This window comes from Nocardia sp. JCM 34519.1, from assembly GCF_020361265.1.
GTDB classification, from domain to species: domain Bacteria; phylum Actinomycetota; class Actinomycetes; order Mycobacteriales; family Mycobacteriaceae; genus Nocardia; species Nocardia arthritidis_A.
In genome coordinates this window covers 306,255-327,189 of sequence record NZ_JAIRBR010000007.1, presented here as the reverse complement: position 1 = coordinate 327,189, position 20,935 = coordinate 306,255, and the positions used below count along the sequence as shown (strand labels likewise).

Sequence of the window (20,935 nt, the reverse complement as noted above, 5' to 3'; positions counted from 1 at the left end):
TGATGGTGACAAGAATTCGGGGTGACGCATCGGTCACTAGGGCACCGTCCTTTCTGCGGGGTTCTTCGAAGGAGCCGGAAGTCGTTGTCCTGCACGATCTTCCGTGGTCATCGGCTCGAGTGCGGCGAGTTGGAACCGCTCGGCGAGCGCCAGCATCTCCTGGGCCCCGCGCGGTGGCAGCCGCTCCAGGGCGCCGAAGGCGAGGTGATCGGCGATCATCATGGTGCGGATATCGGCGTCGGGCAGTTTGCCGGTCAGCGGCGCCTCCGGCAGCCCGCGCACGAGCGCGAACGTGGTGTCCACGATCAGCGGCATCACCGCGGGCGCCAGCGCGCCGGGATCGACCGCACCGAACACCCCCGCCTGTTCCGGTCCCGCGCCGAGTTCGGGCGCGGTGTCGAGCACCCGGTGGATCGCGCCGTCGGCGCAGAGCCGGACCCGATGCAACATCCTGGTCCAGTAGGCGGGCGACCACGCGGCCAGCGCGGCCGCGGCGACCGGCCGCCGGTACGGCACCGGAGCCCCGACCGCGGTGCACAGGAACGCCGATGTCGTAATGGTCATGTACGCCATCGCCGCCCGCGCGCCGCGGCTCGGCGTGCGCCTGCCCAACCGGGCCAGCAGGGCGAAGCCGCCCAGCGCGGGCGCGAGCAGTTGCAGCATCACCGTCCTGGTGAGTTCCGCGCGGTCGGCGACGCCGTATATCTCCAACTCACCGTCGCGCAGATCGTTCGCCGATTGGGCGATGACGCCGACGCATGCGGTCAGCTCGCTGAGATCGGCCTCGGTGAAGGCGCCCTCGGCGACCAGCGAACACGCGTAATGCGTCACCCGCCCGAGCACGCCCTCGCTGTAGACCACCCGGGACAGCGGCGCGTCGAGGTTGCGCGCCATCACCCGCCCGATATCGAGCAGCATCGCGCCGACCCGGTCCCGTGCCGCGGCGGGCAGCGCCGAAACGAGCGCGCGGACGTCGTCGACGCGCTCGGCCAGCACCAGGTCCACGGCCTCGCTGTCGCGCACCGCGACCCCATCCGGCGGCGGTGGCGGGGTTTCCGTTGCGCCGCTGAGGTATTCGGCGGCGGCGCGGACGGCGCTGCTGGCCAGCGGGCGATCGATGAGGTCCTCGTACGCGTCGAGCACACGGCAGGACAGCAGGGCCGCGGTGGCCTCCGCGCGCAGATCCGGCGGCAGGAATCCGATCGCGATGCCCATATTCCTGGCCGCCGGGATCAGCGCGAGCCGGGCCAGCTCCTCGGGCGATCCGGCGGCCCGCAGCGCGGCGAGGTCGGGTGCGCGGCGCAGGTCGCGCAGGCCGCTGACGAGTATGCGGAGCCGGTTCATCGGGTGATCACCTGCCGCGCCAGGTCGCACAGATCGTCGCGCGCCGGGGTCGGCGGGAATACGTCCAGAGCCCGGCAGGCCGTCTCGACGGCGCGAACCGCCGCATCCCGCGCCGCGCCCATCGCCCCGCTGCGCACCAGGTCGGCCTGCAGCTCGGCACTGGAAGTCGCTGCGGAGAGCCACATTTCGCGGGCGTCGGGTCTGATGGCGAGCCATTCGATCACCGGCCAGGTCGGCACCCGGCGGTCCAGATCGCCGCAGGCCTCCTTGCCGAGCGCCGGATCGCCCTCGACATCGCGCACATCGTCCATGATCTGGAAGGCGAGGGCGAACTGTTCGGCATATTCCATCAGCGTGCGCAGCCGGTCGTGGTCGACGCCGCCCGCCGTGCCGCCGTACGAGCAGGCCAGCCGGAACAGCGTGCCGGTCTTCGCGGCCGCGACGAGTTCGTAGTGGCGGCGCAGGGTGACATCGTCGACCTCGGGCGCCATCGTCTCGACGAGCTGCCCGGCCGAGAGATCCGAGATCCGGTCCAGATAGGTGACACCGGGCGCCTCGCCGAGGCGCGCACACACCACCGGGTTGTCCGCGAGCACCCGCGCGACGACCTGTAATGCGGTGCCCGCCATGTGGAATCCGGCCCGCGCCGCGGTGCGGACACCGAATTGGGCTGGTACCGAGGGGGAATCGCGGCGCAGCAGTGAGCCATCACAGATATCGTCGTGTACCAGGGATGATTCGTGGAACATCTCCATCGCGCAGGCCAGGTCGATCGCGTCGGACCGGGGCACCGCGACCACCGACGGCAGCAGGCGGTGACAGTCCAGGACGAGGCGGGCGCGGACGCGTTTGCCGGGCGCGGCCAGGATGTGCCGGTAGATGGCGTCGAAATCTCCTCCGGTGATGAGGATTTCGTGCAATCGGTCGGTGATGGCGGACGGTTGGAAGATCTCGGCGGCGGGTAGCTGCCCGTTCGACACGGTGGTGCGGATGGGGCCGCCGGCAACGGTTTGCGCGGTGCTGGACCGTCCGGACCGTGCTGCCACCAGGCGAGCGTTCTGACGGTGTCCTGGCGATAACGTGGAATCGTCCATGGCGGTGAGCTCCTTTGGTGTGATCACGGTGGCCGAGTCGGACGCGCGGCGGGCAGCGATGAGCCCGGCGGGCGTTGGTTTGGATTCGAGGTGACCCTCCGGTGGCCGACCGCGCTGTCGGCACCGTGACGCCGGTCCAGCTCGAAGGCCTCGATCAAGTCGATGGCTTGGTCGGCGTTCGTAAATCACATGGCAGCAACAACATTCACTTTACAACAAAACTATTTCATATGGCAGCAACAACTTTCACAAGCACGCTGCCAGTATTAACGAGATGAATACGCCCCCTCGCGATGTAATCTTCGACGGAAGGTCGGATCGGCGGTTGGGCAAACTGCCTGATCGTCAACGATTCCGGAGTCACCGCGATGGTATCGCGGAATCCCGCCCGTCGCCCAGCTGGTCAAGCCGAATCAACGGAATCGTCGGCAGCGCGACTACCTCTGAGCCGCTGTGACGGTAGGTCGAATTGTCCACGCGTCACCAACGATTCCAAGCATCATCGCCTCCCAGCGTGAATCGGGCAGCCGTCTAGCTGACTAGACTAGCTCCGAAACTCGTTGCCGTAAATAATGATTCGGTTGTGACTTCGAGTCAAGTATGCGGGGTTCCGATAGTGACACAGCCTAAGACCGCGGTGCGGCGAAGCCACCTTCTCAGACTTCTCGCCACCGCGGTTCACGGACACGGGTATTCCGTTGTCATGCATACAGGTATCACATTCTCATCAGATCGGCGACAGTTACGGATCATCGAATGACGGTTGTTTCCATGATGTTTCCGCGGCCTGACGGGATCATCGGAGGACCGCCTGCACGGCGGGGTTCGGCGACCCCGACATCCCGGGCCGCCGCGTCAGCACCCCGATTGACGTGCTCGAATCCAGCGGCGGCACAGCGTCTTTCACAAAAGATGCCGATACCGCCGGTATCTGCAAGTATCATCTCGCGAGGGCGTCTCGCGGCGCGGATAGCGAGAGAGGTTGAGCCGCATGGAAATCGCGAGCGCCTGAGTTCGGCGCGACTTCAGCGGAGGTGTCGAGTATCCCGAAGACTTCTGGAAGTCCTTGCCGGACAATGACGGCGACAGCACCGAGCTCACCGCCGCTGTCTACGCCTTGACGTATCATCGATACTGTTCCGAACGTGCACGAGTGAATATACTTGCGCGCCCGGACTTTCCGAATCTTCGCCGGGATTTTCGAGCAGAATTATTCGGTATATCCGCGAAATCCGCTGCCCGCGATCACTTCACCGCTCCACATTCGCATCGGTGCGGTTTGTCGCGATCGTTGTGCGCGGCAATAGGCGTACCTCCGCATTCGCTCCGGCCATGCGCAGGTCTGTGGACGACTTCGTCGACAGTGCCGATTAGGAGGCTCTCGGCCCCGAAACTCCCTCCTCGCCTAGGATCTTCGCAACATTGCGGCAAGAGAGGACACCGGATGCGAACCGGCCTATTGGACCGACTCGGCACACTCGTGCTGCGATTCCGTTACCTGGTGGTGGCGATCTGGTTGCTCGCGGCGGGAATACTGAATCTGGCCGTGCCGCAACTGGAATCGACGGTCTTCGACCACTCCACCCCGATGGTTCCGCGGGATACGCCCGCCTCCCGGGTGCTGCTGGAGATGGGTAAGCAGTTCCACGAGTCGACCGGATCCGGCACCGCCTACCTGGTGCTCACCCGCACCGATCCGCTCACCGACGCCGACCACGCCTACTTCGACAAGGTCGTCGCGGCGCTCGACGCCGACCGAGGACACGTCGAATCCGTGATGGATCTGTGGTCGTCCCCGGTCACCGCCGGATCGGTGGTCAGCGCCGACAAGAAGGCGGTGTACGCGCAGATCCGGCTGGCGGGCGATACCGGAACCACCCAGGCCGCCCGCTCGCTCGACGCGGCGCGCGCCGCGGTGGCGTCGGTACCCCGCCCCGCCGGTCTTTCGGCCGACATCACCGGGCCGACACCGACATTCGCCGATGAACTCGACGGCATCCATCGCGCGCTCGCCATCATCACCCTGCTGACCGTCGGGCTCATCACCGTGCTGCTGATGGTGACCTACCGATCGCTGTCCACCGCCATGGTCGCCCTGCTCACCATCGGGCTCGCGCTCGGCACCGCGCGACCACTCGTCTCACTGCTCGGCGCCAACGGACTGCCGACATCGATCTTCTCGGTGGCGCTGCTGTCGGCGATGATCCTCGGCGCGGGAACCGATTACGCGATCTTCCTGATCAGCCGCTACCACGAGGGCCGCCGCGGTGCGCTGCCCCCGCGCGAGGCATACCGGGCCGCCTACCGCCGCATCATGCCGATCATCCTCGCCTCCGGCCTCATCGTCGCGCTCACCTGCGCGGCGATGACGGTCACCCGGATCGGGGTCTTCCGCACCATCGGCATCCCCTGCTCGGTCGGCGTGCTGGTCACGATGGTCGCGGCGATGACGCTGACGCCCGCACTGCTGATGATCGCCGCCGATCGCGGTCTCGCCGAACCCACCGGCCGCGGCACCGCGGGGTACTGGCAGCGACTGGCCGACGCCATCACCGCCCATCCCGCCCGGATGCTCGCCGCATCGCTCGCCGTGATCGCCGTCCTCGCCGCGATCGCGCCGACGCTGGCCATCAGCTACGACGAACGCGCGACCCAACCGTCCGGCACGCCGAGCAATCGCGGATATGCCGCCGCCGCAGCGCATTTCCCCGCCAACGAGCTGCTGCCGACCTTCGTGCTGATCCGGTCCGACCACGACATGCGCACCTCCCGCGACTACGCCGCGATCGAAACGCTCGCCACCGAGATCTCCCGGCTGCCCGGTGTCGCCTCGGTCCGGTCGGTCTCCCGGCCGCTCGGCGTCCCGATCCCCGAGGCGGCGGTCACCACGCAGATCGGCATGGTGAGCGACCGACTCGGTTCGGCCGCAAGCCAACTCGCCGCGGCACGACCCCAGGTGCAGCAATTGTCCGGCGGTGTAACGCAATTGAACGACGGCGCGCAGGCGCTCGCCACCGGCCTCGGCGGTCTCGCGGCCGGTTCCGCGCAGGCCGCGCAGGGTTCCGCGCAACTCGTCGACGGGTCGCGCACCCTGGCGGGCGGCATCGATCGTCTCGCCGCGGGCGCGGCCGACCTCGATTCCGGGGCCCAGCGCCTGCGCGCGGGCAGTGCCGAACTGGCCGATGGCGTGGATGCGGCACTGGCTCCGGTCCAGGGCCCGCTGTCCGCCATCGACGGCCTGCGCGCGCTCGTCGCGGGCGATCCGCACTGTGCGACAACGCCGTTGTGCGCCGCCGCCCAGGCCGCACTCACCGCCTTCGACAGCAGTTCGGTCGGCGCCGCCGTCGGCGAGCTGGGTCGCCTGCGCGACGGCGTGCACGCGCTGTCCGACGGCCATGCCCAACTGGCGGACGGAATCGCCCAGCTGCGAGCCGGACTCGGTACCGCACAGACGGGTTCGGCCGCCCTCGCCGACGGTCAGGCCCGACTGAATCGGGGCATCGGCGACCTCGGCGCCGGCATCGGCCAGGCCAGAACCGGCGCCGACGCCCTGGCCACCGGAACGGGTCAGGTGCGCGACGGCGTCACCCAGATGACCCAGGTATACGACCAACTGCCCGCCGGACTCGATCAAGCCGTCGGCTATCTGAGCGAACTGCGCGACAATCAGACCATCGCGCCGGATGCGGGCGGCTTCAACCTCCCCCAATTCGCCATGAGCAACCAGGATTTGGCCGTCGCGTCCAAGTACTACCTCTCCCCCGACGGACATTCCGCGCGAATGATCGTGATCGGCAAGGCGAATGCGTTCAGCGCCGAGGGCATGGCGCTGGCACAGCGGGTGACCGATGCCGCGCGGACCGCGGCCGGACGTACCCCGCTGTCCACCGCGACGATCGAAACCACCGGTCTCGCAGCCACTTACGCCGATCTGCGCACCATGTCCATCCGCGACCTGGCGACCATCGTCGCGGCGGCGTCGGTGCTCATCCTGCTGGTGCTCGCGGTGGTGCTGCGCAGCCTGGTCGCACCGCTGTACGTCTTCGGGACCGTGCTGCTGTCCTATCTGGCGGCGCTCGGGCTCAGCGTGCTGCTGTGGCAGCACCTGCTGGACAAGCCGCTGCACTGGACGGTGCCGTCGATGTCGTTCATCGCGCTCACCGCGGTCGGCGCCGACTACAACCTGCTGCTGATGTCGCGGGTGCGCGACGAGCTGCGCGCCAAGCCCGATGCGGGTCTGCGGGCGGCCGTCGCCAGGGCGCTCACCCGCACCGGTGGTGTAATCACCACGGCCGGAATCGTTTTCGCGCTCACCATGGTGGCGCTGATGTTCTCCGACATCACCAATATCGCCCAGATCGGTTTCACCATCGCGATCGGGCTGCTGCTGGACACGCTCGTGGTGCGCACGGTCACCATCCCGGCGATCGCGCTGCTGATCGGACGGTGGAACTGGTGGCCGGGCCGGATTTCGAATAAACCGGCCGAACCACAAATTCAGGACTCATGTTCCGGAACATTCCGATGAATTCCTCCCAGGATTTCCACAGATTCCGGTAATTGCACAGCGTCTTCCCAACAAATGGGGAATTCGATAGAAATGGGGAATTGGGGAATCGCGCGTCGTCGGTCCTATCGTTTTCCGGTGGCCGGTGCGGAAATATTCGCCGGTCACGCGAATTCAGGGAGGTACCCCGATGAAACCCCAAAGACCGCTGACCATATGCGCGGCGCTCGCGATCGTCGCCGCGCTCGGCGGGACCGCGTACGCCGATGACGACAGCGAAGCCCTCGAAGCGACCGGCGCAACCGCCGAATCGGTTTCGGCGGGTCCGAGCCTGTTCGCCAACTGCACCATCGGCGGCAGCACCGGCGCGGTGGTCTCGACCGGCTCGGAAGCCGAGCCGTGGGTCGCGGTCAACCCGCAACACCCGCGGCGGACCATCGCGTCCTACCAGCAGGATCGCTGGTCGGCGGCGGGTGGCTCGCACGGCCTCGGCACCAGCTACAGCCACGACGGCAAGCACTTCACCAAGGGGGTACTGCCGTTCGACGCCTGCGCGGGCGGCGCCGACCACGGCCTGAAATACGAACGGGCATCCGATGTTTGGGTCAGCTACGGCCCGGACGGGGTGGCCTACGCCAGCGGCCTGGTATTCAACGTCAGCGATCCGAGCACCGCCGTCGCCGCCGCGACCTCATCCGACGACGGCAAGACCTGGGAGAATATCCAGCCGCTCATCCAGGACACCCAGGCCGAATTCGGCAACGACAAGAATTCGGTGACCGCCGACCCGAACCACGAGGGCTACGCATACCAGGTGTGGGACCGGCTCGACCAGACCGCGACCACCCTGAACGGCCCCGCGTTCATCTCGATCACCACCGACCACGGCAAGACCTGGAGCAAACCGGCGGTCTTCGTCGACACCGGCGTCACGCCGAATACGCAGACCATCGGCAACATCATCGTGCCGGATGCCAATAACGACGTCCTCTACGATTTCTTCGACTGGATCACCTATACCGACGCGACCGGAAGCAAGACCTCCGACGTGCACTTCGCCTTCGTCAAGTCGACCGACCAGGGCCAGACCTGGAGCAAGCCGACCGCGATCACCCCGGATACCTCGGTCCCCGAGGTGGATCCGAACGCGCCGACCGACACCACCAAGGCGCTGCGGGCCGGCGCGAACCTGATCAGCGCGGCGATCGACCCGACGTCGGGCAAGTTGTACGCCACCTATGAGGGCAGCGATTTCAGCGACGGCAAATACGACCAGATCGAACTGGTCAGCTCGTCCGACGGCGGTGCGACCTGGACCAAACCGATCCTGATGAGTCAGGTGCCCACCGCGCCCGCGTTCACCCCGTCCATCGTGGTGGACGAGGACGGCAATGTGGCCCTCACCTATAAGGATCTGCGCAACCTGCAGCCCGGCGATACCACGACCGTGCCGACCGCCGAGTTCATGCTCACCTTCGGATGCGGTGACGAGGCCACCCCCGGGGAACGGCAGATCTCCCCGGTCTTCGACTGGTTGAAGGCGCCGTACGCGACCTGGGGTCACTTCCTCGGCGACTACGAGGGGCTCGCGGTGGTCGGTCACGGCAAATTCCGCCCGCTGTTCGCGGTGACCAGCAACGACCCGGCCGATCCGAGTGACGTATTCAGCGGCGTATTCGGGATGAATCCGAAAGGTTCACCCAAGGAACATGCCGCCGAACCCAAGTCCGGTCCGTCCGGGCAATATGTGCACGGCCGCCGCGGCCGCGTCTGATTATTGAAATAGCTGGATCGCGGACCCGGTTTCCCCTCGGGGCAACCGGGTCCGCGCTGCTGGATTGTCGAGGGCCGCAAATTTCTGCCGACCGGTCGGTGCGATCTCCGATCACTCGAAATATTCGCACCGCAGGTTATTTGTTGACAACCATTCAGAAATATTTGTCGGCCGACAATCCCTGTTCACGGATAGGTGTGCACCGTGCACTGACCGTCGGAGAACATCGGGTTCGTATCCACCGGCAGGCCCGGATCCGGGTTGACGATGATGTCGAAGTTGCCGGTGATCGAGGCCTCGCAGTTGTCCAGGGCGGGTTCCGGCTGCATGCTCGCCGGTCCCATCCACAGGTCGACGCGGTACTTGTGCTGCTTCCAGTCGCCGCTGCATTCGACGCAGCCGTCCTCCATGATGAAGTACTTCCGCACATTCGCCACGTAGATGATGGTGCCGGGGGCGAACTCGTCCTTGTCGGTGGCGAAGGTGGACGGCCGGTCGTAGGTGCCGAGATCCTCGGTCGCCTGCTGGTGGATCTGCGGATACGAGATGACGGCGGTGCCGTAGTGGCCGTTGCCGTCGTCGTTGTCGTTGTAGCCGTACGAGGTGACGTAGGAGTTGATCGTTTGCGGGTCGGCGTGCGCCGCCGCCAAGGCCGGACCGGCCACCAGGGCCGATGCGGCGACCGCGACCGGCAGCAGGGATCTGAACTTACACAGCATGATATTTCACCTTCCGTAAGGCTGTATTATTTCGAATTACCAACGCGCCCAGCACTTTTCGTCAGGAGAATGACGATTACTCCGATGCGGTGACACCTCAGTGATATGCCGGTCGCCCACGCGCCACAACGGGTTCGCGCACTGGCGACCTCCCCAATTCCGGCTTCGCATCATGCGATGCGTCGGCGATGGCGTGAATCACACCGGAAAGCTTGACAATTGGTGTCAGGTTTTACCGGAACGATCGAGTTCATGGCAACTCAGTACTACACAGCCACCACCCTCGACGGCTTCCTGGCCGACTCGGACAATTCCCTCGACTGGCTGTTCGAGGTGGATGACGACGGGCGCGCCGAGGAGACCATCGCCGCGTTCGTGCAAGGCGTCGGCGCCATGTGCATGGGCTCGACCACCTACGAATGGATCGCGGCCAACGACGAACCGGACCATTGGGCGAAATGGTATGGCGATCTGCCGTGCTGGGTGTTCACCCACCGCGACCTGCCCGCGATCCCCGGAGCGAATGTGCGGTTCGTCTCCGGCCCCGTCGAACCGGTCCACGCGGAGATAGCGCAAGCGGCAGGCGATAAGAACATCTGGCTGATGGGCGGTGGCGAACTGGTCGGGTTGTTCGCCGACGCCGGACTTCTCGACGAGATCATCGCGAGCATCGCCCCGGTGACCCTCGGCGGCGGAGCCCCGCTGCTGCCGCGCCGAATCCCGTCCGCACGCATCCGGCTCGAATCCGTCGACAGAATGGGCCAATTCGCGGTGCTCACCTATCGGGTGAAGTAGTCACGCACGAGGCGCGGCTTGCCGATCACGAAGTTCGGCCCGCAAAGGCGTTGTGCCGCACGGCGCAGCCGGATCCGGCATACTCTCGTCTGGCCCCCGGCGGGGCGACCGAATGTGGGGAGAATGATATGCAGGCCTTCCGGCTGGACGAACTCGATGCCGATCGCCACGCGAAAAACGTTGCCTACCTGGAGTTTCTGCGTGAGCAGACCCTATCGGCCGGGCTGTACGGTCTCGATGTCCTCGGCACCGATCCGCAAAGCCCGCACACCGAGGACGAGGTGTACATCGTGCTGAGCGGCCGCGCCACGATCACGGTCGGCTCCGAAACCGCCGAGGTCGTTCACGGCAGCGTCGTCTACGTACCGGCGGGCGTCGCGCACCGCTTCCACAACATCAGCGAGGACCTGCGGGTGGTGGCCGTCTTCACACCGCCGGAGAGCTGATCGCGCCGAAAGATATTGCGGCGCAGCATATTCTACGGCCGGTCAGTGCCGACCCTCCGGGGCTCGACATCCCGAAGCCATTCCCATTGCGTCCGCCTATGCTCTGGTAGCTGTGATATCGACGGCAGACCTGTCCCTCGCCCAGCGGTTGGCCGATGCCGCCGACGCAATCTCGATGCGGTATTTCGCCGCGGGCGCGGTGGCGACACATTCGAAGGCGGATGGCAGCCCCGTCACGGCGGCCGACCACGCGGTGGAACAGGCCTTACGCGACCGGATCGACGCCGCCCATCCCGGTGACCGGGTCGTCGGCGAGGAATTCGGCGGCCACGGTGATGCGACACGGCGCTGGCTGATCGATCCCATCGACGGCACGGTGAATTTCGCGTCCGGGCGGCGCGAGTGGAGCACCCTCATCGCGGTCGAGGAATACGGCGAGGTGCACACCGGTGTGATCACCGCGCCCGCGCTCGGTCGCCGCTGGTGGGCATCCCGCACGGAGGGTGCGTGGACCAGCACCTGTCGGGCGGGGCGGCTCGGACCGCACCGACCGCTGACGGTGACGGGGACGCCGACCCTCGACGACGCCACCGTCGCGATCTGGCCGGTTGCCGACCGGGTTCCGCAGGACCGGCTCGACGCGGCCACCGCGCTGCTCGCTCGATGCGACAACGGTGGTCCGCTGTCGAACTGGTCCGGGGCCTGCCAGGGGGCGATGCTCGTCGCGGCCGGGCAGGCGGATGTGTTCCTCCATCTCACCGCCGGTCCGTGGGATATCGCCGCCGCGGTGCCGATCGTCGAGGAGGCCGGTGGGCGGTTCAGCGATCTGCGCGGCGGGCGCGATATTTTCGGCGGCGCGGCCGTGTTCACCAACGGGCGGTTGCATACGGCCGTTCTGGAAGTAGTTGGGCGCGAATGGGACTGGCGGAGTTCGTACCGCTGACAGGACAGGATGCGGTGGTGCGCAGGCTATCTCGGCGGCGGGCTGTGGTGACTGTCGGTTTCGGTGAAGTTGCTGCGTTACGGCTCCGGATGAGCGACCATCGTAATAGTCGTTGTGAGGGAGTTCCGTTATGCGGCAACAGATTATCTCAGGCAGACGTGGTCGGCGGCGCGGCTTCTTGGCGGTCGCGCTTGCGGGTCTGATGGTTTCGGCGGCGGCTATGGCGACGCCGGCCGGCGCGTGGCCGCCGGATCTGACGCCGCGGCAGTTGGCCGGGCAGCGGGTGATCTACTCGTACAAGGGCCTCACTCCGCCGCAGAGCCTGTTCGACGCGATTCGCGAGGGGCGGGCGGCGGGGGTGATCTTCTTCGGGGAGAACATCTCCGGCACCGACCAGATCGCGGGTGTGGTCGCGCAACTGCGGGAGGCACAGGCGCAGAGCCCGATCCATCAGCCGCTGCTGTTGATGACCGACCAGGAGGGCGGCCGGGTGCGCCGGCTGCCCGGCGAACCGGTGCTGTCGGCGAAGAAGGTCGGCCAATCCGCCGACCCGGTGGGCGCGGCCGTCGAGGCGGGCACGGGTGCGGGCCGCAATCTGCGCAGTGTCGGCATGAACGTGAATCTCGCCCCGGTGCTCGACGTATTCGACACACCGGGTAACTTCATCGATCGCACGGAACGCTCGTTCAGCGACAATCCCGGCCTGGTCGCCGCGCTCGGCTCGGCGTTCATCGCCGCCCAGCAGGCCACCGGCGTCGCGGCCACCGCCAAACATTTTCCGGGCCTCGGCTCGGCGCCCGCCGGACAGAACACCGACCTCGGTCCCGTTGTCCTGCCGGTGAGTTCGGACAAACTGCACACCGTCGACGAACTCCCCTATCCGGCGGCCACGACCGTCGGCGTCAAAATGGTCATGCTGTCCTGGGCGGTCTACCCCGCCATCGATCCCGACCATCCCGCCGGACTGTCGCCGACGATCGTGAACCAGGAATTGCGCGACCGCAACGGTTTCCGCGGCGTCACCATCACCGACGCACTGGAGGCCGGAGCGCTCGACGCATTCGGCACCACCGGCCAGCGCGCGGTGGCCGCCGCCGCGGCGGGCGTCGATCTCATCCTGTGCTCGGCGCGCGACATCAACCAAGGCGATGACGCCGCAACCGCACTCGCCGACGCCTACACCAACGGCACACTCGACCGCACCGCCTTCACCGACGCCGTCGACCGCATCACCGACCTGCGCGCCGGCCTCCCCTGAGTGTCACCCGCAAGCGCCAAACCACCCCGAATCGCCTGCTCCACAGGCGAATACGCCCCGTCCGCACACCGATTCTCCGTGGCTCGCGGGCTGTTCGAGGCCGACCGAGCGGATATAGAACGGAGTGGTGACAATTCACCTTCTCGATCGCGCACGCGCCATCCTCCGCGAAACCCCCGTGGTGGACGGTCATAACGATTTCGCGTGGGCCATGCGAATCCACGCCGGTTACGATCTCGACGCCATCGATCCGGCGTCGGATCAGCGGGCCAGATTCCACACCGATCTCGACCGGCTGCGCGCCGGTGGGGTCGGCGCGCAGTTCTGGTCGGTGTACGTGCCCGGCGATCGGTCCGGGGATCACGCCGTCAGCGCCACCCTCGAACAGATCGATTTCGTCCGGACGCTGACCGAAAGATACCCGGATAGATTGCGATTGGCGTGCACCGCCGACGAGATGGAATCGGCGCGGGCCGCGGGCCGGATCGCGTCGCTGATGGGCGCCGAAGGCGGCCACAGCATCGACTGTTCGCTCGCGACCCTGCGCGCCCTGCACCGTTTGGGCGTCCGGTATATGACGCTCACCCACAACGAGAATGTGCCGTGGGCGGATTCGGCCACCGACGAGCCGAAAGCGGGCGGGCTCACCGCATTCGGCGCGGAGGTGGTGCGGGAGATGAACCGGCTCGGCATGCTGGTGGACCTCTCACACGTCTCCCCCGACACCATGCGCGCCGCGATCGCGATATCCGAAGCGCCCGTGATCTTTTCGCACTCCAGCGCCCGCGCGCTCTGCGACCACCCGCGCAATATCCCCGACGACGTGCTGGCCACACTGCCCGCCAACGGCGGTATCGCGATGGCCAATTTCGTCGGCTATTTCCTGCTGCCCGCCGGTAAGGAGTGGCAGGAGCGGGCCGATGAACACCTGCACGCCAACGGTTTTCACTGGCTCGACTGGTCGCGGGAGGCGGCCCGGTGCCGACACGAATTCGCGGCGGCCAACCCGCGCCCGCCACTCACCGTGGCGACGGTCGCCGACCACATCGATCATCTGCGCGATATGGTCGGCGTCGACCATATCGGCATAGGCGGCGATTTCGACGGCACCACCTATCTACCCACCGGACTCGACGACGTCTCCGGCTACCCCAACCTGATCGCCGAACTCCTCGACCGCGGCTGGTCGGCCACCGACATCGGAAAACTGACCTGGCACAACGCCGTTCGCGTGCTCCGCGCCGCCGAGAACGTCGCCCGCGACCTACGGCGCACCCGCCGCCCCTCCACCGCGACCATCGAACAACTCGACGGAACGACACCCGCCTAGAGCCGAATTTCCGGGCACTGTTCGGCTGCTCGGCCGACCACATCGTCGATTCCGCGACGCCATCGACGCTCAGCATGCGAGGCCGATCGCGAATTACCTTGTCAATCGGCATATTCGCGGACATCGAAAATGACTGGCGGCGGCACGTCGGGCGCGGATACGTTGCGGTGATGGCGGAAATCCACGGGCACTGCGCCGAGCGATTCGGCGGGGTCGCTGAGGTGTTGGCGGCGTCGTTGGACGGTGTCGATGTCGGGGCGTCGGCGGCAGTCTTCGTCGACGGCGAAGCGGTGGTGGATTTTTGGGGCGGGTACGCGGATGCGGGGCGCACGGTCGCGTGGGAGCGGGACACGATCGTCAATGTGTGGTCGACGACGAAGACGATGGTGGCCTTGTGCGCGCTGATCCTCGCCGATCGCGGCGAGCTCGAGCTGGACGCGCCGGTCGCCGCGTATTGGCCGGAGTTCGCGGCCGCAGGGAAGCGGGAGGTGCTGGTGCGGCATCTGCTCGGACATACTGCGGGCCTTCCGGTTTGGGACCATCCGGTGACGGCCGCCGACCTTTACCGGTGGCCGGAGATGACGGCACGACTGGCCGCGCAGACACCGCTGTGGGAGCCGGGCGGCGCGGGCGGATATCACTCGATCACCTTCGGTTATCTGATCGGTGAGGTGATCGCTCGGGTGAGTGGCCGCAGCGTCGGCGCATTCTTCGCCGAGGAGGTGGCCGGGCCGCTCGGCGCCGACTTCCACATCGGCTTGGCCGCCGAGCACGATCATCGGGTCGCGAGCCTGGTTCCCGCGCCGGACGGCGACCGGCCGGACGGGTTCCCGGTCGGTGTATCCGATGCCAACACTCCCGCATGGCGCCGCGCCGAAATACCCGCCATCAACGGGCACGGCAACGCGCGTTCGGTGGCGGCGGTGCAGTCGATCCTGGTCTGCGGCGGCACGGCGGGCGGCGTCCGGCTGCTGTCGCGGGCCGGGTGCGAGCGGGTGTTCGAGGAGCAGTACCGCGGCGTCGACCGCATACTGAAGCAGCCGATCCGCTGGGGTTTGGGCTATCGGCTGGAAAACCGTACCTGTTCCTGGGGCGGTTGGGGTGGATCGTTGGTATTCAACGACTTCGACCACCGAATGACCGTCTCCTATGTGATGAACCAGGTGCTATGGAACGACTACGATCGTGCGCTGAACATCCTGATGGCCGCCTACGCCGCGGTCAGCGCGTAGCGGGCCGCCGCGCCCGGGTATAGCGCCCGAACCCGGCGGCGGCCACGCGACTCGGAGATCCTTTCAGGCCAACGGATCCGCACCGAGCGTTCGTATCCCGTTCGCCGCGGAGAGCCGCACGGCGTCGAATCCTTCCGCCACCATCGCCCGCTCGTAATCGCCCAGCGCGCAAGATAGTTCGCGCCCGCGCGCCGCCTCGGTCAATGCGGCCGCGAGTTCCGCGGCGTCCCGCAGCGCGATATTCGCACCGGCCCCGGCCGCCGGGCTCATGGCATGGATCGCGTCACCGAGCACCGTCACGTTCGAGGTCGGCCACGGCGCGATAGGCACGCCCTGGCGCACAGTAATCGGGTAAATCGTTGCGTCAGACCATTTTTCGATGAGCGAGCGAACGAACGGATGCCAACCGGCGAGCTGCCCGAGCACCAGTTGACGCAGCTGCGCACCGGAGGCCGCACGCAGGTCCCGATCGGAGCACCCGAGCCGATCCAGACGGCGGCCGAACAGCACCGCGAGGCTGTCCGCGACCGGTTCGAGCGCGACCTCGGGCGCCAGCCGGGCCGCGGCTGTCCGCGGCGGTTCACGGTATTCCACGGGTGCGATGCCGACGAACCGATGATCCGGTCCGACAACCGAATTGAAGACACCAGACATCGCCGTGGGCAGCGCGCGACGCAACTCCGCAGTCAGCGGAACCCGCCCGTAGATCAGGCGGATCCCGGAATCGACGACGCGCGCGTGCGGCAACCGCTGTGCGCGGATCACCGACCCCACCCCATCGGCGCCCACCAACACCGTGCCTTCGGCAATACCGCCATCGGCGAACCGCGCGACGACGGCGGCTCCGTCGTATTCGTAACCGACGCACCGGTGCCGGAACCGCACGACCTCGTCGAGTCCGGTGAAGAGGATCCGCCGCAGCAGCTCCCGGTCGATCACGGTGTGCGCGGGCATCGTATCCCCGTCCAGCGCCGCATCATCCAGTTCGAACACGCCGGTCGGCCGCAGCAGCTCGTCGAAACCGCCCACTCTCGGCGCCGGACGTCCCGCCACGGCCGCGATGAGCGAGAACAGCCGAGGTGGCAGGGTTTTCTTCAGCGCCCGCCGACCGCGCGCATCGATGTGCAACCGATGCCCCTGTGCTCGCGCGGTCAGGGAAGTATCCCGCTCGTAGACCGCCACATCGATCCCGCTACGGCGCAACCCCTGCGCCAGGCAGAGCCCACCGAGCCCCGCCCCGATGACGATGACACGCGAAACACTTGATTCGAGCCTGTTCAAGACATACCTCACCGAAGTCGCAAGTGATTCACACCTTCTCGATGCCACCCAGCATCGAGAAACCGGTCGGTGAGGCCGAAGCCCATGAGCGCAGACGCTCCGGTGCGAAGACTCCCTACCCTACCTCGGATGACGAACCGTCGTCAGCACACGTCGATCGAGCGTCGTTGCACGACAGTAGCCGACGCGCCGAGATAGGCGTGCCGGACCTTCCCAACACTGGGAAATATGCTCAGAATTGTTTTGTCACCGCGCCTTTTTCATCGAGGAAGGCGATGGAGGGGGTGCCGTCCATCGCCACCCGGAGCTGAATTCGGGGGCGGCCCTGGGGGTCGCAGAGGGTGAGCCCGGCGCCTTCCTCGCTGTAGGCGTAGAGACGAACGCCCAGCGGGTGTTTCGCTTGGTCGATCGGCGCTGTCGGATCGCCGAAGTGGTTCATGCTCAGCGAGGCGGCGCCTCTTTTGCCTTCCCACGCGGCTTCCAAATGGAGCGCATCGCCGTTCGGATAGTCGAGCGCGAAGGTGGCGTTGTCGCTCGATACGCTGATGCCGCCTTTCTCGTCACCGTTCTCGTCGTTGAACACGACGCACGAGCCGACCGAACCGCGCCGCGCCTCCGGCGGGTATGTCTTGCCGCCGTGGATAATCGGCGGTTTGCGCGACTCGAACAGGAACCGCTGCTTACCCCGGTTGTCGACGATTTTGAACGAGCCCGTCGCCGTCGGAATATCCGGATCCGCCTCGGCGATCTTCCCGGCGATGAATCCCGCACCCGCGCCGGCGGCCGCCGCGACGGAGCCGACGATGACCGAACGCCGGTTCGCCGCACGATCTTTCGTATTCTCTGTCTCCACCGCCCCGATCATATTGGCGCGCTTGCGAACTACTGCTCGACGCGGATTGCCGGAAGTTGTCTCGGACCCGTGCAAGCCACCACAGTTGAGGCTACCGCGGGGTATACCGGTTGGCCGTAACCTGCTAGTCCGACAGACAGTTCGACGAAAGGATCCTTGTGAAGTACACACTCGCGGGTTGCGCGCTGGCCGCGGCGATCATCGGCGGCATGACGACGGGCGTCGCCTCCGCCGAGCCCGGGCTCCCGCTGCAGCCGAGCGAACCGGCCACCGCCAAAGGGCAGCCGGTCCTGAGCCCCTTCTACCCCATCACCGGATCGGCCGAATGCTGGATCCTGCACGCCCCCGACCAGCAGTGCCAGAGCTACGTATTCTGATTGCCGCGCTGAGGTTCGACCCGGAACCGCACCGGTTCCGGGTCGGCGTGAATCCACGTGCGCAGCAACAACTGTCGCGAGTCCCCTCGAAACTCGGTCCAGCCGTGCACCAGCGAGAGATTGTCGAAGATCGCGAGCTCGCCCGCGCGCAGTCGTCCCCCGACCCGGATGGACGGCCTGGACAGCACCGAGTCGAGCCCGTCGAGCGCGGAAATCTGAGCATCCGTCAACGGCGGAATCCGGTTCCGCCGATGGCCCGCTTCGATGAGATCGCGCCGGTATGCGATGGCGGGCCGCCCATTCTGGGTGAACAGGATCGGTTTGCGCACTGTCGACAGCTCGCCGAGACGTTGATCACCGTTGCGGTCGAAGTGGAACGGGCGGCGCAGCGCGCCGATCAGCTCCGGCGTCGATTCCGCGACGATATCGTCGAGGTGCACCAGCACGCGGCCGCCGCTGGACGGCCGAATACATAGCAGCACAACATAATCCGGCGTCGGCTGCGGTCCATCGGCGGCATCGGTGCCCAACCGGTGCCCGTATTCCGGCCGACCGATCTCCGCGATCAGCTCGCCATCGCGGTTGTGCGGCCGCGGACGGCCCAACAGACCCGTCACACACATCAGCGCGGGCACCGCGATCGCCGTCGGCACATCGGTCAGCACCACGACGCCCGGCTTGCGGTGCACATACCGTTCGAGCAGACCGGCGAGCTCCGCGCGGGCCCGTTCCGCGACGCCGAAGCCGACGGGATGGCGCATCAGCCGAGCCAGCGACGGCGGTATCCCGACCCGGCACTCGTCGAAGCCGTCCGCCACCACGCCCGCCAATGCGACACTGTCGCGCAACACCATTCGCCACCTCGGTCACCATCGGCGCGAGACCTCTTCTCGGACAGCCGAACTATGCCGGGATTCGGCGACGGGGTCGAAGGTTTACCTCAGGACGCAAACCTTCCCGCATCCGAGGCGCCGGACTGCGAGGTGAGCAGGTCGAGGCCGAGCCGGGTGCACCTGTGCCACACGGCTTTTCCGTCGCGGTAGGAGGCGATGAGCCCGGCCTGCCGCAGCGTCTTCGCCTGCCGGGACGCGGCCGCGATGGTGGTCGACAATTCCTTCGCGAGATCGGTGGTGGTCTGTTCGCGGGTGAGCGAGCGCAGCGCCTGTGCCCGGGTCGCGCCGAGCAGGGCGGTGAGCGGATCGTCGTGGGGTTCGGGCGAACCGAGCAGCGGCAGCGGGGTGAGCGCCGGATAGATCAGCACGAGGGGTTCGCCGGGTTTGTAGTCGATCATCGGATGGCCGGTCCACACCAGCGCCGGTTGCAGAGTTATCCCGTTGCCCGCCAGGGTGATTTCGACATCGCGGGGAAAGTCGGCCTCCAGGGTCGTGCCGGAGAAACGGATCGCCGGGCTGAGGCCGGTCAGGGTGGCGTGCAGCCCGTGTCTAGCGAGCGTTCTTGCGCGCCAGGCGATTTCGGCATAGAAACCGGCGCGCAGGCTCTCCCAGTGATTGGCCAGGATGGCGCCGTACGCCTGCACCAGACCCTGTTCCAGCGCCTGCCATGCCTCGCCGTCCTGGTCGGCGAGCCTGCGTAGCCACGGCGTGCGCGGACGGTCGAGCGAGCACATCCGCTCGAGTTCGGACACCACCTGGGCGCGCGGCGTGGACAGCACCCGCTCGACCCCGTCCGCCAGAGTGGGATCGGGCGGATCGAGGAAGAACGGGCCCGCGCCCTTGGGCGATACCAGATGCGTGAGCAGTCGCGCCTGATTCGGCAGCGCATGCGCCACCCGCTGCCGCCACGGCCCGAACACCGGATCCGGATCCCGGCGCTGCAACATCTGCATCGCGTAGGTCAGCTCGGCAAGCGGTGCCGGATGTTCGACGAACGACACCCGCAACAGATCATCGACGGTGCAGCGAACCCGCAACATCGAGCTATTCTAGCGTCGACCTGAGCGAACCAGCCCGTCCGGCAACGTGATTCGCTACTTCCCCACCTTCCCGGACATATCGTACTGCTGATACAGCTGCGCGGCGTTGTCCTTGGTCACCTGGGTGGTCGGCAGCACCTGCTTCTTCTCCACCGACTGATTATGCATGAGCTTCTCCACGGTCTCGGCGGCCTGTTCGGCGCAGGTCGGGTAGACGAAAGTGGTGAGCAGCTGGCCGTTCTGGACCGCGCGAATACCGCCGGTCGGGATGGCGAGGCCGTCGATGCCGATGGCCGGGATGGTCTTACCGGCGCCCTGTATGGCCAGCTCCGCGCCGAGCGCCATATCGTCGTTCTGCGCGTACACCAGGTCGATCTTGTCGCCCTTCGCCAGCCACTGCTGCATGGTCGTGGTGGCATTGGCCTTGAGCCACTTGGCTTCCTGCTGTTCGATGATGGTGATGTTGTGGCCCCCCACCGCGTCGCGGAAGCCCTTGTCGCGATCGACCTGCGGCTGGTCGGACAGGATGCCGCGCAGTTCGACCACGTTGCCGCCGTTGGGCAGCGCCTGCACCGCGGCCTGCCCGGCCCGCTTGCCGATGTCGTAGTTGTCGCCGCCGATGAACGACGAATAGCAGTCGGTGTTCACGCTGCGGTCCAGGACCACCACCGGAATATGCGCCGCGCACGCCTGCTGCACCGCGGCGGTGAGCGGCGCGGGCTCGTTCGGCGAGACGATCAGCGCGTCCACCTTCTGCTGGATGAAGTTCTGCACCTGGCTCACCTGCGTCGCGCTGTCCTGATGCGCGTCGGTGATGGGCAGCAGTTTGAGGTCGGGATGCTGCTTGACGAAGTACTCCAACTGCAGATTCAGTTGGGCCCGATAGGGTTCGGCATTGTTGGACTGCGAATAGCCGATGACGAACTGCTTTCCCGGCCCGGACGAGCTGGGCGGATTCGCCGCGCAGGCCGAACCGAACGCGGCCGCGGTGCCCAGCGCCACGGCGAGATATGCGAAGCGACGCAACAGCATTGTCGACTCCTGTGTGA

Annotated in this window: 18 protein-coding genes; 10 read left to right on the top strand and 8 right to left on the bottom strand. The window is 66.8% G+C overall.

The window, feature by feature from the left end:
- Positions 1-36: 36 nt before the first annotated feature.
- Both LGY53_RS20330 and LGY53_RS20325 read right to left on the bottom strand, forming a co-directional pair.
- Entirely contained in the window at positions 37-1,344 is a 1,308-nt protein-coding gene (locus LGY53_RS20330; protein ID WP_225728267.1) for a hypothetical protein, read from the bottom strand.
- Positions 1,341-2,390 carry a polyprenyl synthetase family protein gene (locus LGY53_RS20325; RefSeq protein ID WP_225728266.1) on the bottom strand — a complete coding sequence of 350 codons (1,050 nt, stop codon included), beginning with the start codon at positions 2,388-2,390 and terminating at the stop codon, positions 1,341-1,343. Before LGY53_RS20325 ends, LGY53_RS20330 begins: the two co-directional genes overlap by 4 nt.
- 149 nt (positions 2,391-2,539) lie before the next feature.
- Between LGY53_RS20325 and LGY53_RS20320 the strand changes: the two genes are divergently transcribed.
- From LGY53_RS20320 to LGY53_RS20310, 3 genes are all read left to right on the top strand, one after another.
- On the top strand, positions 2,540-2,716 hold the full coding sequence (locus LGY53_RS20320; protein ID WP_225728265.1) for a hypothetical protein: 177 nt from the start codon (positions 2,540-2,542) through the stop codon (positions 2,714-2,716).
- Positions 2,717-3,882: 1,166 nt separating this feature from the next.
- Positions 3,883-6,966 carry an RND family transporter gene (locus tag LGY53_RS20315; protein ID WP_225728264.1) on the top strand — a complete coding sequence of 1,028 codons (3,084 nt, stop codon included), beginning with the start codon at positions 3,883-3,885 and terminating at the stop codon, positions 6,964-6,966.
- 169 nt (positions 6,967-7,135) lie between these two features.
- Positions 7,136-8,719: a sialidase family protein gene (locus LGY53_RS20310; RefSeq protein ID WP_225728263.1), complete on the top strand. Its 1,584-nt coding sequence runs from the start codon at positions 7,136-7,138 to the stop codon at positions 8,717-8,719.
- A 185-nt stretch (positions 8,720-8,904) separates the two neighbouring features.
- Here LGY53_RS20310 and LGY53_RS20305 read toward each other — a convergent pair whose 3' ends face one another.
- Complete coding sequence (locus LGY53_RS20305; protein WP_225728262.1) at positions 8,905-9,438, bottom strand: hypothetical protein; 534 nt, start codon at positions 9,436-9,438, stop codon at positions 8,905-8,907.
- Between the two features lie 252 nt (positions 9,439-9,690).
- Here LGY53_RS20305 and LGY53_RS20300 point away from each other — a divergent pair, with 252 nt between their 5' ends.
- The 6 genes from LGY53_RS20300 (at position 9,691) to LGY53_RS20275 (ending at position 15,442) form a co-directional block, all read left to right on the top strand.
- The gene (locus LGY53_RS20300; RefSeq protein ID WP_225728261.1) at positions 9,691-10,233 is read left to right on the top strand and encodes a dihydrofolate reductase family protein; all 543 of its coding nucleotides are present in this window, start codon (positions 9,691-9,693) and stop codon (positions 10,231-10,233) included.
- A 128-nt stretch (positions 10,234-10,361) separates the two neighbouring features.
- The gene (locus tag LGY53_RS20295) at positions 10,362-10,679 is read left to right on the top strand and encodes a cupin domain-containing protein (RefSeq protein ID WP_225728260.1); all 318 of its coding nucleotides are present in this window, start codon (positions 10,362-10,364) and stop codon (positions 10,677-10,679) included.
- A 112-nt stretch (positions 10,680-10,791) separates the two neighbouring features.
- Positions 10,792-11,622, top strand: a complete 831-nt coding sequence (locus LGY53_RS20290) for an inositol monophosphatase family protein (RefSeq protein ID WP_225728259.1) — start codon at positions 10,792-10,794, stop codon at positions 11,620-11,622.
- A gap of 130 nt (positions 11,623-11,752) precedes the next feature.
- Entirely contained in the window at positions 11,753-12,880 is a 1,128-nt protein-coding gene (locus tag LGY53_RS20285; RefSeq protein ID WP_225728258.1) for a glycoside hydrolase family 3 N-terminal domain-containing protein, read from the top strand.
- Positions 12,881-13,007: 127 nt separating this feature from the next.
- Positions 13,008-14,210 (top strand): dipeptidase, encoded by a 1,203-nt coding sequence (locus LGY53_RS20280; protein WP_225728257.1) that lies wholly within the window; start codon positions 13,008-13,010, stop codon positions 14,208-14,210.
- A gap of 170 nt (positions 14,211-14,380) precedes the next feature.
- The gene (locus tag LGY53_RS20275) at positions 14,381-15,442 is read left to right on the top strand and encodes a serine hydrolase domain-containing protein (RefSeq protein ID WP_225728256.1); all 1,062 of its coding nucleotides are present in this window, start codon (positions 14,381-14,383) and stop codon (positions 15,440-15,442) included.
- Between the two features lie 63 nt (positions 15,443-15,505).
- Here the strand turns inward: LGY53_RS20275 and LGY53_RS20270 are convergent, their stop codons facing one another.
- Together LGY53_RS20270 and LGY53_RS20265 are read right to left on the bottom strand one after the other, a co-directional pair.
- Positions 15,506-16,723, bottom strand: a complete 1,218-nt coding sequence (locus tag LGY53_RS20270) for an NAD(P)/FAD-dependent oxidoreductase (protein WP_225728255.1) — start codon at positions 16,721-16,723, stop codon at positions 15,506-15,508.
- Between the two features lie 232 nt (positions 16,724-16,955).
- Positions 16,956-17,588 (bottom strand): hypothetical protein, encoded by a 633-nt coding sequence (locus tag LGY53_RS20265; protein ID WP_225728254.1) that lies wholly within the window; start codon positions 17,586-17,588, stop codon positions 16,956-16,958.
- A gap of 146 nt (positions 17,589-17,734) precedes the next feature.
- Between LGY53_RS20265 and LGY53_RS20260 the strand changes: the two genes are divergently transcribed.
- Positions 17,735-17,953, top strand: coding sequence for a hypothetical protein (locus tag LGY53_RS20260; protein WP_225728253.1), 219 nt, complete (start codon positions 17,735-17,737; stop codon positions 17,951-17,953).
- On the opposite strand, the gene LGY53_RS20255 is transcribed toward LGY53_RS20260, so the two are convergent.
- From LGY53_RS20255 to LGY53_RS20245, 3 genes are all read right to left on the bottom strand, one after another.
- Positions 17,941-18,807 (bottom strand): TauD/TfdA family dioxygenase, encoded by an 867-nt coding sequence (locus LGY53_RS20255; RefSeq protein ID WP_225728252.1) that lies wholly within the window; start codon positions 18,805-18,807, stop codon positions 17,941-17,943. The genes LGY53_RS20260 and LGY53_RS20255 overlap by 13 nt on opposite strands.
- A gap of 86 nt (positions 18,808-18,893) precedes the next feature.
- Positions 18,894-19,886: a DUF5937 family protein gene (locus tag LGY53_RS20250; protein ID WP_225728251.1), complete on the bottom strand. Its 993-nt coding sequence runs from the start codon at positions 19,884-19,886 to the stop codon at positions 18,894-18,896.
- Positions 19,887-19,940: 54 nt separating this feature from the next.
- Positions 19,941-20,918 (bottom strand): substrate-binding domain-containing protein, encoded by a 978-nt coding sequence (locus LGY53_RS20245; protein WP_225728250.1) that lies wholly within the window; start codon positions 20,916-20,918, stop codon positions 19,941-19,943.
- Positions 20,919-20,935 lie beyond the last annotated feature (17 nt).

Bases quoted from the DNA above. Each gene is read 5' to 3' on its own strand.
- LGY53_RS20250 (WP_225728251.1), bottom strand. From the start codon at position 19,886: ATGTTGCGGGTTCGCTGCACCGTCGATGATCTGTTGCGGGTGTCGTTC.
- LGY53_RS20300 (WP_225728261.1), top strand. From the start codon at position 9,691: ATGGCAACTCAGTACTACACAGCCACCACCCTCGACGGCTTCCTGGCC.
- LGY53_RS20265 (WP_225728254.1), bottom strand. From the start codon at position 17,588: ATGATCGGGGCGGTGGAGACAGAGAATACGAAAGATCGTGCGGCGAAC.
- LGY53_RS20315 (WP_225728264.1), top strand. From the start codon at position 3,883: ATGCGAACCGGCCTATTGGACCGACTCGGCACACTCGTGCTGCGATTC.
- LGY53_RS20310 (WP_225728263.1), top strand. From the start codon at position 7,136: ATGAAACCCCAAAGACCGCTGACCATATGCGCGGCGCTCGCGATCGTC.
- LGY53_RS20275 (WP_225728256.1), top strand. From the start codon at position 14,381: ATGGCGGAAATCCACGGGCACTGCGCCGAGCGATTCGGCGGGGTCGCT.
- LGY53_RS20295 (WP_225728260.1), top strand. From the start codon at position 10,362: ATGCAGGCCTTCCGGCTGGACGAACTCGATGCCGATCGCCACGCGAAA.
- LGY53_RS20330 (WP_225728267.1), bottom strand. From the start codon at position 1,344: ATGAACCGGCTCCGCATACTCGTCAGCGGCCTGCGCGACCTGCGCCGC.
- LGY53_RS20255 (WP_225728252.1), bottom strand. From the start codon at position 18,807: ATGGTGTTGCGCGACAGTGTCGCATTGGCGGGCGTGGTGGCGGACGGC.
- LGY53_RS20245 (WP_225728250.1), bottom strand. From the start codon at position 20,918: ATGCTGTTGCGTCGCTTCGCATATCTCGCCGTGGCGCTGGGCACCGCG.
- LGY53_RS20285 (WP_225728258.1), top strand. From the start codon at position 11,753: ATGCGGCAACAGATTATCTCAGGCAGACGTGGTCGGCGGCGCGGCTTC.
- LGY53_RS20305 (WP_225728262.1), bottom strand. From the start codon at position 9,438: ATGCTGTGTAAGTTCAGATCCCTGCTGCCGGTCGCGGTCGCCGCATCG.